The organism is Planctomyces sp. SH-PL14 (assembly GCF_001610835.1).
Lineage (GTDB): Bacteria > Planctomycetota > Planctomycetia > Planctomycetales > Planctomycetaceae > Planctomyces_A.
Genome location: NZ_CP011270.1, coordinates 7,901,200 through 7,914,669 on the forward strand (window position 1 = coordinate 7,901,200; position 13,470 = coordinate 7,914,669).

Consider the following 13,470-nt stretch of genomic DNA (forward strand, 5'->3'; position numbering starts at 1 on the left):
AGTCATTCGGGATCAGAAGCATCGCCGGAGAGACATCAAGTCCTCGTGGAGTAGCCCGGAGTACTCGCACCCTGTCACGGTGGAGATCGGGGGTTCAAATCCCCTCGGGGACGCCTTTTCGCTCGCGCCGTGCGGGCGGAGAAGGGCCGCGGGAGTGTGTGTGCGTCTGGAAAGTCAGTGATCTGCCTCTCGGGCGGTGAAGCGTGATCGGCGGGAATCGGGAGGGCGAAGCTCCTGCTGAGCCGCGCAGGCTCCTGACCGCGTCCAGTCTCTCCTTTGGCCTGTGTCCAAAAATCATCGAGCGCGTCGGCCACCGCCGCGGCTCAGCAGGAGCCTCGCCCTCCCGGCAACATCAACTTTCGGGATGCACACTCCATCCGACTTGCTCGGGTCGAGAGCGGTGCCGTCCATTTCATTGAGCAACTTGCGTCGGCTGGGCATTGGTGAGCCCTGGTGGCCGTAACCCACCCGCCTTCAGGCTGTGGCGGTTCAACTCCGTCCCGACGCACTTTCGATTGCCTGGCGTTTCGCCCCGCGATCAGTTTCAGGAAGGGAGCCGGATACGGTTTGCCGGGCCGGCTTGCTAAGCCGTGCGGCCTCCGGGCCATGAGGGTTCGAGTCCCTCGCCTCCCGCTCATAGGAACTGGGCTACAGATGAACGCCGATGATCACGGCTCAAGAGAGGGATCTCCAACTTCCGCCGCGGAAAACTGAAGACTGAAAACCAACAACTGACAACCGTCCTCGGAGTGTGAGGGACAGCACGCGACCTTGCGAAGGTCGTAGATCAGGTTCGACTCCTGGCGAGGACATCGGAGCTGCGGCTCCACAGACGGAGCTGCGGCTCCTTCAACGACGCTGATGCCAGACGGTCTGGCGGCGGCCTGCAAAGCCGCCCCGCGCGGGTTCGACTCCCGACAGCGTCTCTTTCAGGCAAGAACCGTTGCCCCCTCTTTCCAGCGGCGGACGGCCGCCCCTTCCCGGGGTTCGGCCCGTCTGTTCCGGACATGGTTTGTGACTGGAGGGGATCGATGGCGGTTAGCTCAGCAGGTAGAGCACCAGACTCAGAATCTGGACGTCGCGGGTTCGACTCCCGTACCAACGCCGGCTAGTCACCGGCAGCACCCGGGGGTCTCTCAGGAGACCTCCACCATGAAGCCCCAGGGAGAAGAGCGTCTGCTGGATCGGCCTGTGTTGCGGTTCGCCGCGGCGAGGCAGCATGGCCAGCGGCCCTGAAGGGCGCGGAGTCCGCCGCGAGCCTCGTTCGGCAACGGGGCGTCTACGGTCCGATCGATGAGTCCCGCGGTTCGCCTCGGGTCGAAGACCGGTCTCGAAGACGCCTCGGCACCGATCGAAGCCACGGCTCAACCGCCCTCCGCCGCGATCCGTGTGATCGGCAGCTGTCTCGTCTGTCTGGGGTGTTTCTTCAAGCAAGCGCGTGTGCGCAGAAAGACCGGGGCCGGATGCTCCGGGCGGCTGGTCCTCCGAAAGGGGAGGTGGATGATGATGTTCCTCAAGCGTTTCAAGATTCGCAGCTATCAGGTCGGCCTCCTGTTCCGGGACGGCGAGTTCCGCGGACTGCTGGAGCCCCGCACGCACTGGTTCACCGATCCGAATGGCGAGGTCCACGTGGACGTCGTCTCGCGGCGCGAGCCGTGGCTCGTCCACGAGCAGCTCGACCTGATCGTCCGGTCGGGGGCTCTCGAAGGGCGGGCGATCGTGCTCGACCTCAAGGACCACGAGCGGGCCCTGGTCTGGATCGAGAACCGGTTCAGCCATGTCCTGCCGGCGGGTCTCTACGCCTACTGGACGGGCCTCAAGGAAGTCCGCGTCGAGGTGGTCGATGCCCGCGGCGTGCGGTTCGAGCACGCCGACCTCAAGCTCATCGCGCGGTCCGCGATGGCGCAGCGGGTCCTCGACGTCTGCACCGTGCAGCGCGACCACGCCGGCGTCCTGTTCATCGACGGCCGCTACGTCGACACCCTCGCTCCGGGGCTCTACGCCTTCTGGAAGGGAGAGTCGGACGCGGTCGTCGTCGAGGTCGATCTGCGGGAGACCGTGATCGACGTCGGCGGCCAGGACGTGATGACGGCCGACAAGGTGACGCTGCGGCTGAACGCCGTCGTGACCTGGAAGGTCGTCGACCCGCGGAAGGCGGCGAGCTTGGCGGACGACGTGCGGCAGGCGCTCTACCGCGAGACGCAGCTTGTGTTGCGGGGCGTGGTGGGAACGCGCGAGCTGGACCAGTTCCTGGCGGAGAAGGATGCCGTGGCGAAGGAGATCGAGGAGGCGGTCCGCCGGCGCGCCGGCGAGCTGGGCCTCGAGATCGCGTCGGTCGGTATCCGGGACGTGATCCTGCCGGGGGACATGAAGGACCTCATGAACAAGGTCACGGAGGCGAAGAAGGCAGCCGAGGCGAACCTGATCGCGCGGCGCGAAGAGACGGCGGCGATCCGCAGCCAGGCCAACACGGCCAAGCTGCTGGCGGAGAACCCCGTCCTGATGCGCCTGCGGGAGCTGGAGGTCCTCGAGAAGGTGGCAGCGGGTGGCAAGCTGAGCGTCGTGCTGGGCGAGAAGGGCCTGGCGGACCAGGTGGTCAACCTGCTGTAGAGAACGTTGCTTTCCGACGCGGCCGGTGGTTCGAGCACTCGAACCACCGGCTTCGTTCCTGCGCCACCGGATTCAGGGCCATAGTCCCGGCTGGGAAAACGGATGGTCCTTTGGGCCGCCATGCCGGATGTCCGCCGTCGGCGGAAGGAGATTGGACAGCGAATTCCGGCAGGAGCGGCGCTGCGACTCCGAACGCCCATCGGCAAGGAAAAACACTGACTGCGGGCCTCGCTTTCGGCGCATCGGCTTCGGGCCGAATCTGGTAGAATTCGGGCCGTGTTGACGGTCGGGCCAGGACGTTGTTGACGGGGCTCGAGAACGCTCAAAGAGGCGATGGGATGGCGGAGTCCAGCACGGCTCAGATCCTCGCGCAACTGGCTGCGCGGCGCCTGACGGGGCCGGAGTTCGATCCGCCCGCTCTGCAGCGGTCCATCCGGATGCGGGCCTCGATGTATGTCGGCGGGACCGATGCGCGGGGGCTGCACGAGACGCTGCTGAGGCTGGTCGACATCTCGGCCGACGAATTCCTCCACGGAGCCCAGTCCCTGGAGGTCACGTTGCGGGACGGACTGGCGACGATCGCCGACGACGGTCCGGGCCTTTCCGGAACGCCGATCGCCGCGCTCGACGGGCAGTCGCTGCCACGACCTTCCTTCTCGACGGCCGGCTCCGTCACGACGGAGCAGCGCGATCCGTGATCGACATCCCGGCGGCGGCCGCTCTCGCGGAGACGTTTCGACTCGAGTCCTGCCACCAGGGACGGCGGTTCGACTTCTCCATGATCCGCGGTGCCCCGACCGGTCCGACGCATGACCTCGGACCGACGGAGCGGCAGGGAACCCGCTTCGAATGGCGTCCCGATCCCGTGATCTTCCGTCAGCCGACGCTCGACGCTGACCTGGTCCGGGACCGGCTCCGGTTCCTCGCGGCGTACCGTCCCGGCCTCGTCGTCGGCTTCGAAGGGGAGGACGGTCGTCGCGAACGCTTTTCCTGTCCTGCCGGAATGGCGGACCGGGTCCGCGCTCTGGCGGCCGGCCGCTCCGCGTACCAACCGGTGTTCGCTGTGCAGGCCCGGATTCCAGGGCTCGCGCTCGACGTCGCCTTCCAGCACGTCCGCGGCGAGGAGACCGTGATCGAGACTTACGCCAACGGCCGCCGGACGACCGGCGACGGAGCCCACTGGCGCGGCTTTCAGCGGGGTGTCATCGGCCTGCTCCGCGCGAAGGCGCGGGAGCGCGCGGAGCACGAGCCGGTCCGCGTCGACAGCCCGTCGTTCGAGCGGGGGCTGATCGCCGTCCTGAGCGTCGACGCCGCGAACCTCCAGTTCGAGTCGCCGACGCGCGACCGGGTCACGAACGGTGAGATCGAGGAGCGGGTCGCCGCCGCGGTCCGCACGCAGCTCGGCGTGTGGCTCAGCGAGCATCCCTCGCTTCTGGAGACACTGCTGGCCCGTGCCGGGCGGTGCGATTGATTCGGCAAGCTGGTACGACTCGTCAAAGCGCGGCCCCCTGCCCCTGGAGACGACTGTCGGGGACTGTGCCATCAGGGGGCTGACGCCCCCCGCTCGCCTTGTCGCCACGACGGGCGGACCAGGCCTGTGCCGGGCGGCGCGATCGATTCGGCAAGCGGGCCCGACTCGTCAAAACGCGGCCCCCTGCCCCCGGAGTCTGACTGTCGGCGACCGTGCCATCAGGGGGCTGACGCCCCCCGCTCGCCTTGTGGCTACGACGGGCGGATCAGGGCCGCGATGCACTGCAGGAGGGTCTCCGCCGTGAACGGTTTGGAGAGATGTTCCTGGAAGCCTGCCTCGATCGCGCGGGTCCGGTCTTCGGGCCTTGCGAAGGCGGTCAGGGCGATCGCCGGGATCGTGCGGCCCGACTGCCGCAGCTCGCGGAGGAACTGATGCCCGTCCTTGTCCGGCATGCCGATGTCGCTCACGATCACGTCGGGCTGGACCGTCCGCAGGCATTCCCAGGCTTCGTCGACCGTCGCCGCCGGGAGGACTCTGGCGTTCCGCTCCGTGAGGATCCGGCCGAGGAACTCGCGGGAGTCCGCCTCGTCCTCGACCACGATGACCGTCAACCCGCTCAGGTCGGCTCCCGGCCCGATCGCCGCGGCCGTGGTCCGGGCTTCGTCGGCCGGTTCCTCCTCCTCGGGTTTGTAGAGCAGGTCGGGGAGCAGCAGCGTGAACCGGGCTCCCTTCCCGGGACCGTCGCTCTCCGCCCAGATCGTCCCGCCGTGGAGCTCCGCCAGGTGCTTCACGATCGACAGCCCCAGCCCCAGGCCGCCGTGCTTTCGCGTCGTCGAGCCGTCCGCCTGCCGGAACCGGTCGAACATGACCTGCAGGAACGACGGCTCGATCCCTTCCCCGGTATCGATCACCTGGATCTCGACGTGGAAATCGACCCGGCGGACGCGGACCGTGATCGTCCCCTCCGGCGGCGTGAACTTGGTGGCGTTCGTCAGCAGGTTCCACAGGATCTGCTGCAGCCGCTGCGGATCGACCTGCAGAGGGATCTGGGCCGTCCGGCCGTCCGCCCCGATCGGCAGGTCGAACACGACCCGCAGCTGCCGGGCTGTCATGGCCGGCCGGACCCCCTCGACCGCCTCCTGCACCGTCCGCACGAGCTCGATCTTCTCGATGTTGAGGCGGATCTTGCCCGAGACGATGCGGCTGACATCCAGCAGGTCCTCGATGAGCTGCGTCTGCGCGCGGACGTTCCGGTCGATGACCTCGACCGCTTCCTGCACGACCGCCGCATCCTGCGGCCCGATCTTGAGGAGCTGCGTCCAGCCGAAGATGGCGTTCAGCGGCGTTCGGAGCTCGTGGCTGAGGGTCGCCAGGAACTCGTCCTTGAGGTGGCTGACCCGCTCCACTTCCTGCCGGGCCGCCCGTTCGCTGTCGAGCAGCTCCTGCCGCTGCGCGGCCATGACCCTCGACTCGGTGACGTCCTGCGTCGTCCCGTCGAAGCGGATCGGCTTCCCTTCTCCGTCGAAATATGTCCGGCCGGTCGCGTGGATCCAGCGGAACTTCCCAGACGGCGAGACGGTCCGGTACTCGACGTCGTACGGAACCCCCGCTTCGACGCAGGCGTCGATGGCGGCGCGGGTCCGCTCCCGGTCATCCGGGTGGAGGATCGAAAAGAAGAGATCCAGGTCGATCTCCGCCTCCGGCGGGAGCCAGAAGTGGGCCTTGCAGCGGTCATTCCACTCGATCCGGCTGAGCGGGAAGGGACAGTGGAACGTTCCGATCTGGGAGGCGTCGACCGCCAGCGCGAGCTGCTGCTGCAGCCGGCGGGATTCCGCCTCGGCCCGGGCCAGGGACTCCATCTGCCGGCGGCTGGCGTACTGCCGCCGGCGGGCCCGGATTGCCGCGTGAAGGGCGCTCGAGAGGGTCACCGTCGACGTGGGACGCTCAAGGAGCGTCACGTTGGTCAGCGCGTTCTGCAGCTCGGCGAGCCGCGGCGACGCGTTGTCCCGCCGCAGCAGGAGGACGATGGGGATGTCCGACCAGGCGGGTTGCTCCTCGAGCGCCTGCCGGAGGAGCGGGAAGCTCTTGTCGGCGACGATGTCCTCCGTCAGCAGCAGGACCCCCGCCCCCCGCGGAAGCTCTTCCGCGACGTCGGCGCAGGACGCGCAGCAGTGCGTCTCGAGCCCCGTGGCGGCGAGCAGACGGCTCGTCACCTCCGCATCGCGGCGCGTCGGCGCGAGCAACAGCACCCGGAGTTCCCCGGCCTCGCCTGGCACACTCACTGGGGACTCGCTTTCGGTGCCGAACCGTTTTCCCGCTCCGCCTGTTCCTGCGTGATCTCGGTCGGAACGCCGGTCAGCACGCCCCTCAGCCGCGTCAGCGGTTCGCTCAGGTGGATTCCCTGCCGGTCGAAGCGAAGCTCCCGGATCGCTTCTTCGTGGGCCCCGCTCCGCTTCTTGAGGACGGAGATCGCCTTCTTGACCCGGCCCACGTGCTCGAAGTACCGGAAGAGGACCACCGCGTCGGCCAGGTAGCTCGTGTCCGCCGGCGTGCTTGCCGAACCGCCGAGCATCCCGTGCTGGGCGACGACCATGAACGTCGTGACCCCTTTCCGCCCCAGGTAGGTCAGCAGCTCGTGCAGCTGGAGGGTCAGGAAATGCTCCTCCGGCATGGCGTTCAGATAGCCGTTCAGACTGTCGATGACGACGACCCGCGCGCCGTCGACCTCGACCGCCCGGCGGATGTGATGCACGAACTCTCCCGGCGAAAGCTCGGCGGCATCGATCTGCTGGATGCGGACTTTTCCCGGGCCGGTGCCGGGCTGGAGCACGATCCCCAGGGCGTTCGCCCGCTTCATGAGGATGGAGGGGCTTTCATCGAAGGCGAAGACCGCGGCGTGCTCGCCGCGGGCGGCGGCGGCGGACGCGTACTGCAGGGCCACCGTCGACTTGCCCGCCCCGGCCGGTCCCAGCAGCAGCGTGCTGGTCCCGCGGTCGGGCCCCCCGCCGAGGAGCGCGTCGAGCGGCGCGACTCCGCTCTGCAGCTGGTCGAGCCCGTCCTGTTGAGTGTGTTCCGCCGCGATCAGCCGCGGATAGACCTCGAGCCCGCCGCGGAGAATCCGGTAGTCGTGATACCCGCTCCGATAGTCCGTTCCGCGGAACTTGGAGATCTGCAGCCGGCGGCGGGTGACGCCGTAGTCGGGGTTCAGCCGCTCCAGTAGGACGACGCCGTGGGCGATGCTCTGGACCTGCTGGTCGTTGGAGTCGGCGGTCTTGTCGTCCAGCAGCAGGACGGTGCACTTCCGTCCGACGAAGAACTGCTTGAGGGCCAGGATCTGGCGGCGGTACCGAAGCGGGTTCTGGGCAAGGAGCCGCAGCTCGGAGAGGGAGTCGAACACGACCCGCTGCGGGTTGCTCCGCTGGACCGCCTCCAGGACCTTGCGGGTCGTCTCGCTCAGTTCGATCTCGGAGGGGTGGACCATGGTGAGCTGCTGGTCGGCGGCGAGGTCCGAGTCCTCCGCCAGCAGTTCGAAGATCTCGATCCCCTCGAGCGACCAGCCGTGGGAGGCGGCTCCCGCGCGAAGTTCCTCGGCGGTCTCGGAGAGCGTGATGTAGAGGCAGCGGTCGCCGCGCCGTCTTCCTTCGAGGAGGTACTGCAGGGAGAGGGTCGTCTTCCCCGCTCCGGGGGTCCCTTCGAGGAGGTAGATGCGGTCGGAGATCAGGCCGCCATTGAGGATGTCATCGAGTCCGGCGATTCCCGTCCGGGAGCGCGGGACGTCCGCTGCGGTGGATGCGACGTTCATGAATCCAGGGTGCCGTTCGTGGAGTCGATTGCCGCGATGGAGGGACGAAGGTCCGGTCGATCGCGGGCGGATGGGTTGTGGCTGGCCCCGGCAGAAAGGCCTGTTCCGACATCATAAGGCGATCCCCCCCGAATCTCGACCAGGGGCGAGGCCCCTGGACCCGGTGGCCGTGGAGAGATGGGATTGAGCGGATGGGAGCTGTGCCGGCGGGCGCGGTGTTCGAGCGAATGTTGGAGAGCGTGCCTGGCGAAGGCGGGCTCGTTGCGCCACCCGCCATTGCTCGTCGACCGGGTCCAGGGTCACCCTGGTCAGGGGGTGCAGGGGGGACTGTGTTGTGTCTCCTGGCCCCTTGCCCGCCGGAGGCCGTCTCGTCGAGAACCATTAGAAGAGGGTTGTGTCTGACCACGGACCGGCGCGGTATGCCCCCCTGACCTCTTTGCGGGCCGCGGCGTCGCGAAGTTACCCATGCTGCAGAATGTTGAGCAGTTTGCCGAACGGGTCGCGGACGTAGAACCGGCGGACGCCCCACGGTTCGGTCGTCGGGCCGTATTCGATGGGGAAGCCGGCCGCGCGGGTCCGCTCGAGGGCTTCGTCGAGGTTGTCGACCTCGATCGACAGGTCGGGAACGGCGGTACCGGAGCCCCCTTCGGAGAGGATGCTGAGCTGGACGGGCATCGGGGAGTCCGCTCCGTACGTCCGGATCCAGCCGAAATCCATGAGGAGCGTGAGGCCGAGGACCTCTTCGTAGAAGGCTCGGGCTTTCGCCACGTCGGGGGTGGCGATGTTGGAGACGATGCGTTTGACCTTCACGAAATCCTCCTTTGCCCCGGAGCCGGGAGACGCCGACCGCAAGCCGCATGGGGTCGGACTAGGGGAAAGCATGTCCCGCGGTCCCGGCGCGGGTCAAGGTCCCGCGGGCGATCGGACCGGCCGCGGAGGGGAGACGATTGCCTCCCGGGGGGCGGGACCTATGATCCCCAGTCCCGCCGGAGTCGTCCTTTTCCGTCTTCTCTGCTCTGCATGTCCAGCCCCTCGAACGATCCGCTGCATGGCATCACGCTGGCGATGATGCTCGAACAACTTGTCGAGAAGCTCGGCTGGGAGGAGATGGCGCGAAACGTCGACATCCGCTGCTTCACGCAGGACCCGAGCGTCTCCTCCAGCCTGAAGTTCCTCCGGAAGACTCCGTGGGCCCGCGCGAAGGTCGAGCGGCTTTACCTGGACCGGATCGCCGCCCCGCCGCGTTCACCCCGGCCCCGTGGGCCGCGGAACGACGGGCCGCGCTGAGGGGCGGCGATGGCCACTCGCGCCGCACGCGAGTCGCCGAGCTCGGTGGCTTGCAGGGGACGGCTCATCTCCCTGACGCGAGATCACCACCGCTCCGCTCCGGCCGACGCATCTCTCCGCCCGGGCCGGCACATGTGCCCACCGCGGCCCCGTCCGGTGCCGGTCTTGGACACGTCACCCGGCCGACGGGTACTCTGATGGGGGAACTCATCGTCGCCCGTTCCTCGGACCGGGCGGCACGCTCGCGAAGCGGGAGGCAAGGGGGCCGTGATCTCGAAACGATGGCTTCGTCGGTCGGCGGGCGTTGCGGCGGTCCTTCTGTCCGCCATGGTCGTCCAGATCGTGTTGAGGTCCCGGCAGATCACGTGGGCCATCGCGGTCGTCGAGGAATGCGGAGGAGGAATCTCCGAGGACGAGTTTCCGCCCTATTTCAACGGCCCGTACTTTGTGACCTTCAACGTCCCCGGAATCCCCCGTCCCGTCCGTGACTCCGACGCGCCCCGGCTGGCGGACGCGCTTCCGGCCTTCCGTCGGCTGGAGCGGATCGACTTCTCCCATACGGCACTCGGCGATTCGTTCTTCGAGGAGATCGCGCCGCGGGTCTCGGTCCAGGACATCGATATCTCGCACACGCAATGCGGCCATGACGGGGCCTTCGCGCTGGCTCGACACCGCAGTTGCCGGACCCTTCGTATCCACGGCCTGAACCTCACCGAAGGGACCGTGCGGGCGCTGACGGACCGGGGGATCACCTGCGTGGGGCAGACCGCGGCTGGGAAAGCGAAGGAGCCCGGGTGGGGCGATGTTCCCGAATCTCCGCCGATCGTCCGAACCGTCACACAGGAGTTTGTCGAAGCGGCGTTCCGGGGGGACGTGGAGGCTGTCCAGCGGCACCTGCGGAACGGCGTGAGCGTCGATGTCCGCCACGGCGGACCGTCCACCGTCTTCCGAGGGGACGACGGCGGATATCCAGTTGCGGGGGCCCGCTGGACGGCGCTGCATGCCGCCGCTTCGGCCCGCCGGCCTGACATGGTCGCCTGGCTGATCGAGGCCGGAGCCGATCTCGACCTGGACGACGGGTACGGGGCGACAGCCCTCTACATGTCGGTCGACGTTTACGACCGCAAGAACCTCCACGATGAGTGCGCGCTCCTTCTGATCCGCGCGGGGGCGAAGGTCAATACTCGGACCGGCGTCTACATCGACGGGAACGGCGATAACACCCCGTTGCACCGGGCCGTTGTCTGGAACCAGCGCCGCGCCGTTTCGGCCCTGATCGAAGCGGGGGCCGATGTGAATGCCCGGACCGAAGGTGGAATGACACCGCTCCACGATGCCTACTTATGCGGGGCCGACCAGGAGATCATCGACGCCCTGCTGCCGGTGGGGGCGGACCCCATGGCGAAAGATGAAGACGGACGCATTCCGTCGGAGTGGAAGCTTCCCGCAGGCTTCCCGGAGCTCGAATGAACCTCGCTGGACAAGTCGAACGCAGCCCAGTGCCTCAGGACGGACGGTTGCGGGTTCATCAAGGGGGAGGGGGGCGGGAGGGAGGCGGCCGAACGACGGGGCGGGGGCGGATTCCGCCTATCAGGGATTGTTCGGCACGAACCGCCTCAGCCCCGGCGGGCCGCTTCGATGGCGGCGACGTCGATCTTCGTCATCGTCATCATCGCCGCGAAGACCCGCTGGCCTTCGGCCCCGCCGGCGGCGACCGCGTCGGCCAGGACCCGCGGCGTGATCTGCCACGAGAATCCCCAGCGGTCCTCGCACCAGCCGCACATGCTCTCCTTGCCGCCGTTGCCGACGATCGCGTTCCAGTAGCGGTCCGTCTCCTCCTGGCTGTCGGTCGCGATCTGGAACGAGAAGGACTGGCTGAACCCCGGACCGCCGTTGAAGGCGACGCAGGGAATCCCCAGGAGCGTGAACTCCACCGTCAGCACGTCCCCCGCTTTCCCGCCCGGGTAGTCGCCGGGAGCGGTGTGGACGGCGGTCACCCGGCTGTCCGGGAAGGTGGCGACGTAGAAGCGGGCGGCCTGCTCCGCCTCCTTCGGGAACCACAGGCAGACGATGTTCTTCGGTCTCATGGTGGCGTGCGACTCTCGACAGGCGTGAGGCTCGCGGCCGCGGCGTGGCCCGGCGGCCAGGGTTCCGGCGACGGATGGTCCCGGCGACGAAAGGTCCCGACCGCCGCGTGGCGGAGCCGAAGGACTGGGGGCGAGTGGCGGGCGGCCGGGGCGGTCCTCACAGGGTTCGGTTGGTGGCGATGGCCCCGCGGTCGGGCATTCTCACCCGCGGGGCCGCGGATGTCACGTTCCGCGGATGTGGCCTGTTCCTGGTGCGCCGGCACCGACCCTCTCTGGCCGCGCCGCGATCACCGCCCCCGGCCGCCGAAGCCACCGTGCGGGCTCGGACGAGCTGAATCCTGGCCGGCCGCTCCGGCAGCGTTTTTGCTTCCCGTACGACTCCTCACCCGACCGACTCACCCCGCACTCCGCAGGACGGCCCGCTCATGGACTCCATCAACAAGAACCAGCCCGAAGACCCTCGCCGGGACCTCGCGGGGCCGGACGCGGTCGCCAAGATCCAGGAGATCGTGGCGGCGGCCGAAAACTGCTTCTTCTGCACGACGTCCCTCGGCACCGAGGGAGAGGGCGGGACGCCGCCGGCCCGGCCGATGAACGTCCGCAGCGTCGACGACGCGGGACGTCTCTGGTTTCTCAGCGCCAGCGACAGTCACAAGAACCGGCAGCTCGCCCGGGATCCGCATGTCACGCTCTACTTCCACGGGACCACGCACGCGGACTTCCTGCAGCTGCACGGCGTCGCCACGATCTCCACAGATCGGCAGCGGATCGAGTCCCTCTGGAACCCGGTGCTGAAGACGTGGTTCACCGAGGGGGTGACCGATCCCCGCATCACGGTCATTCAGGTGACGCCGACCTCGGGCTACTACTGGGACACGAAGCACGGACGCGTCGTCGCCGGCATCAAGATGCTGATCGGAGCGGCGCTCGGAACGACCCTCGACGACTCGGTCGAGGGGACCGTCCGTCCGTGAGACCGTCCGCCGCGATCATCCTCCTCAAGACCGTCTGATGAGTCGATCACGTTCACCGGCCAGAGCAGGCGCGTCACTTCGCATTGGGCCGCCTCATCGTCCAAGCGCCAAGACTTCCCGGCGAGACACGTCCCCGCTGAAGCCAGCAGGGAGGCGTCGCCGGGCGTACTGGTCGAGACAGGTCTGCCGGCCGCCCGCGCGGGTCTCACACTCGCCGCACGGCTCCGTTCCGGTCGAGGATCGCCCGGGCTTCGACGCCGCGGGCCCCTCGGACGGTGACGATCGCCCGTCCCTTGCCGTACTCCGATTCGTAATAGGCGACGTCCTTGTCCGGGATTCCCATGCCGGCCAGCGCTCCGGCGACACCGGCGACGGCCGCTCCCGCCCCGGCGCTCGAGAGGAGCGCTCCGAGCGTCCCGCCGGCAATGGCGGGTCCGATCCCGGGAATCGCCCCGGCGAGGATCCCCATTCCCCACAGGGCTCCGAGCGCCGCCCCGGCCGCGACGCCGGCGGCGGCCCCCTCCCCGGCTTTCGTATCCGACTCCTTCGTCACCGTCCCGTCGCCGGACGACGGGGACACGAATCCGATCTCCTCTTCCGCGAAACCCGCCTGCCGCAGGTCCCGGACAGCCGCCTGAGCTTGAGCTTCCGATTCAAACGCCCCGGCAACAGTCCCGAGCGTAGTCGTGGTCGTGGTCATGAGTGCGAGCCTCTTCAAGTCACGGGATGGAACAACCGAACGGCTCGACGGAAAGCAATCAACGCGCCCATGCGGCGGGGGCCAGGCTTTTCCCAGGGAAGCGTCGCAGGCAATCGAATCCGCGGTCCGCGGCGCGCCTCAGCCCGGGAACTCCTGCCGGAACGACTCCGGCAGGAAGGGGAGCAGTTCCTCCCACGCCTCGCGGACCATCCGGACCGGGCTGAAGGGGTACAGAGCGGAGAGGCGAGTCCAGATCGTGCGGCGACGGCGGCCGGAGAGGATCTCGGCCTGCATCCAGTCGAGGTCAAACCCGTACCACTCGCCGACCATGCTCCGCAGGTTGTCGGCGACGACCGGGTACACCTCGTCCCAGAGAATGGTCTGGATCTCCGTGGGAGAGTAGCCCGACGCGACAAGGACCGCCGCGATCTCCTGGTGCCAGCGGTCGTCCAGCTCCGTATCGAGGAAGAAACTCGAGAGCGCCTCCCACACGGGACGGCGACGTTGGAGGTCCTGATCGGGCGGGGTCATGGGGCGCG

The 13,470-nt window shown here is 68.3% G+C and carries 12 protein-coding genes and 4 tRNA genes; 10 read left to right on the forward strand and 6 right to left on the reverse strand.

Annotation, left to right across the window (positions count from 1 at the left end; all coding sequences use genetic code 11):
* Positions 1-39 precede the first annotated feature (39 nt).
* From VT03_RS30430 to VT03_RS30450, 7 genes are all read left to right on the forward strand, one after another.
* Positions 40-113: transfer RNA gene (locus VT03_RS30430), tRNA-Asp, on the forward strand.
* A gap of 438 nt (positions 114-551) precedes the next feature.
* Positions 552-633, forward strand: a tRNA-Ser gene (locus tag VT03_RS33915).
* A gap of 221 nt (positions 634-854) precedes the next feature.
* Positions 855-926: transfer RNA gene (locus tag VT03_RS33920), tRNA-Cys, on the forward strand.
* 106 nt (positions 927-1,032) lie between these two features.
* Positions 1,033-1,108, forward strand: a tRNA-Leu gene (locus VT03_RS30435).
* A 392-nt stretch (positions 1,109-1,500) separates the two neighbouring features.
* Positions 1,501-2,610, forward strand: a complete 1,110-nt coding sequence (locus VT03_RS30440; RefSeq protein WP_231870558.1) for a slipin family protein — start codon at positions 1,501-1,503, stop codon at positions 2,608-2,610.
* 338 nt (positions 2,611-2,948) lie between these two features.
* Positions 2,949-3,308 carry a hypothetical protein gene (locus tag VT03_RS30445; RefSeq protein WP_075096477.1) on the forward strand — a complete coding sequence of 120 codons (360 nt, stop codon included), beginning with the start codon at positions 2,949-2,951 and terminating at the stop codon, positions 3,306-3,308.
* Positions 3,305-4,081 carry a hypothetical protein gene (locus tag VT03_RS30450; RefSeq protein WP_075096478.1) on the forward strand — a complete coding sequence of 259 codons (777 nt, stop codon included), beginning with the start codon at positions 3,305-3,307 and terminating at the stop codon, positions 4,079-4,081. The genes VT03_RS30445 and VT03_RS30450 overlap by 4 nt, the downstream gene beginning before the upstream one ends.
* Before the next feature lie 251 nt (positions 4,082-4,332).
* On the opposite strand, the gene VT03_RS30455 is transcribed toward VT03_RS30450, so the two are convergent.
* From VT03_RS30455 to VT03_RS30465, 3 genes are all read right to left on the reverse strand, one after another.
* The gene (locus tag VT03_RS30455) at positions 4,333-6,330 is read right to left on the reverse strand and encodes an ATP-binding protein (protein WP_156514864.1); all 1,998 of its coding nucleotides are present in this window, start codon (positions 6,328-6,330) and stop codon (positions 4,333-4,335) included.
* 29 nt (positions 6,331-6,359) lie between these two features.
* The gene (locus tag VT03_RS30460) at positions 6,360-7,883 is read right to left on the reverse strand and encodes an ATPase domain-containing protein (protein WP_075096480.1); all 1,524 of its coding nucleotides are present in this window, start codon (positions 7,881-7,883) and stop codon (positions 6,360-6,362) included.
* A 459-nt stretch (positions 7,884-8,342) separates the two neighbouring features.
* Positions 8,343-8,693, reverse strand: coding sequence for a VOC family protein (locus VT03_RS30465; protein WP_075096481.1), 351 nt, complete (start codon positions 8,691-8,693; stop codon positions 8,343-8,345).
* Between the two features lie 210 nt (positions 8,694-8,903).
* Between VT03_RS30465 and VT03_RS30470 the strand changes: the two genes are divergently transcribed.
* Both VT03_RS30470 and VT03_RS30475 read left to right on the forward strand, forming a co-directional pair.
* The gene (locus VT03_RS30470) at positions 8,904-9,170 is read left to right on the forward strand and encodes a VF530 family DNA-binding protein (RefSeq protein WP_075096482.1); all 267 of its coding nucleotides are present in this window, start codon (positions 8,904-8,906) and stop codon (positions 9,168-9,170) included.
* A 267-nt stretch (positions 9,171-9,437) separates the two neighbouring features.
* A complete protein-coding gene (locus tag VT03_RS30475; protein WP_075096483.1) occupies positions 9,438-10,640 on the forward strand; it encodes an ankyrin repeat domain-containing protein in 1,203 nt (400 codons plus the stop codon).
* Between the two features lie 146 nt (positions 10,641-10,786).
* Here the strand turns inward: VT03_RS30475 and VT03_RS30480 are convergent, their stop codons facing one another.
* Positions 10,787-11,257: a VOC family protein gene (locus VT03_RS30480; RefSeq protein ID WP_075096484.1), complete on the reverse strand. Its 471-nt coding sequence runs from the start codon at positions 11,255-11,257 to the stop codon at positions 10,787-10,789.
* 425 nt (positions 11,258-11,682) lie between these two features.
* Here VT03_RS30480 and VT03_RS30485 point away from each other — a divergent pair, with 425 nt between their 5' ends.
* Positions 11,683-12,231, forward strand: coding sequence for a pyridoxamine 5'-phosphate oxidase family protein (locus tag VT03_RS30485; RefSeq protein ID WP_075096485.1), 549 nt, complete (start codon positions 11,683-11,685; stop codon positions 12,229-12,231).
* 205 nt (positions 12,232-12,436) lie between these two features.
* On the opposite strand, the gene VT03_RS30490 is transcribed toward VT03_RS30485, so the two are convergent.
* Together VT03_RS30490 and VT03_RS30495 are read right to left on the reverse strand one after the other, a co-directional pair.
* Complete coding sequence (locus VT03_RS30490; protein ID WP_075096486.1) at positions 12,437-12,931, reverse strand: hypothetical protein; 495 nt, start codon at positions 12,929-12,931, stop codon at positions 12,437-12,439.
* 138 nt (positions 12,932-13,069) lie between these two features.
* Positions 13,070-13,462: a hypothetical protein gene (locus VT03_RS30495; RefSeq protein WP_075096487.1), complete on the reverse strand. Its 393-nt coding sequence runs from the start codon at positions 13,460-13,462 to the stop codon at positions 13,070-13,072.
* Positions 13,463-13,470: the final 8 nt, after the last annotated feature.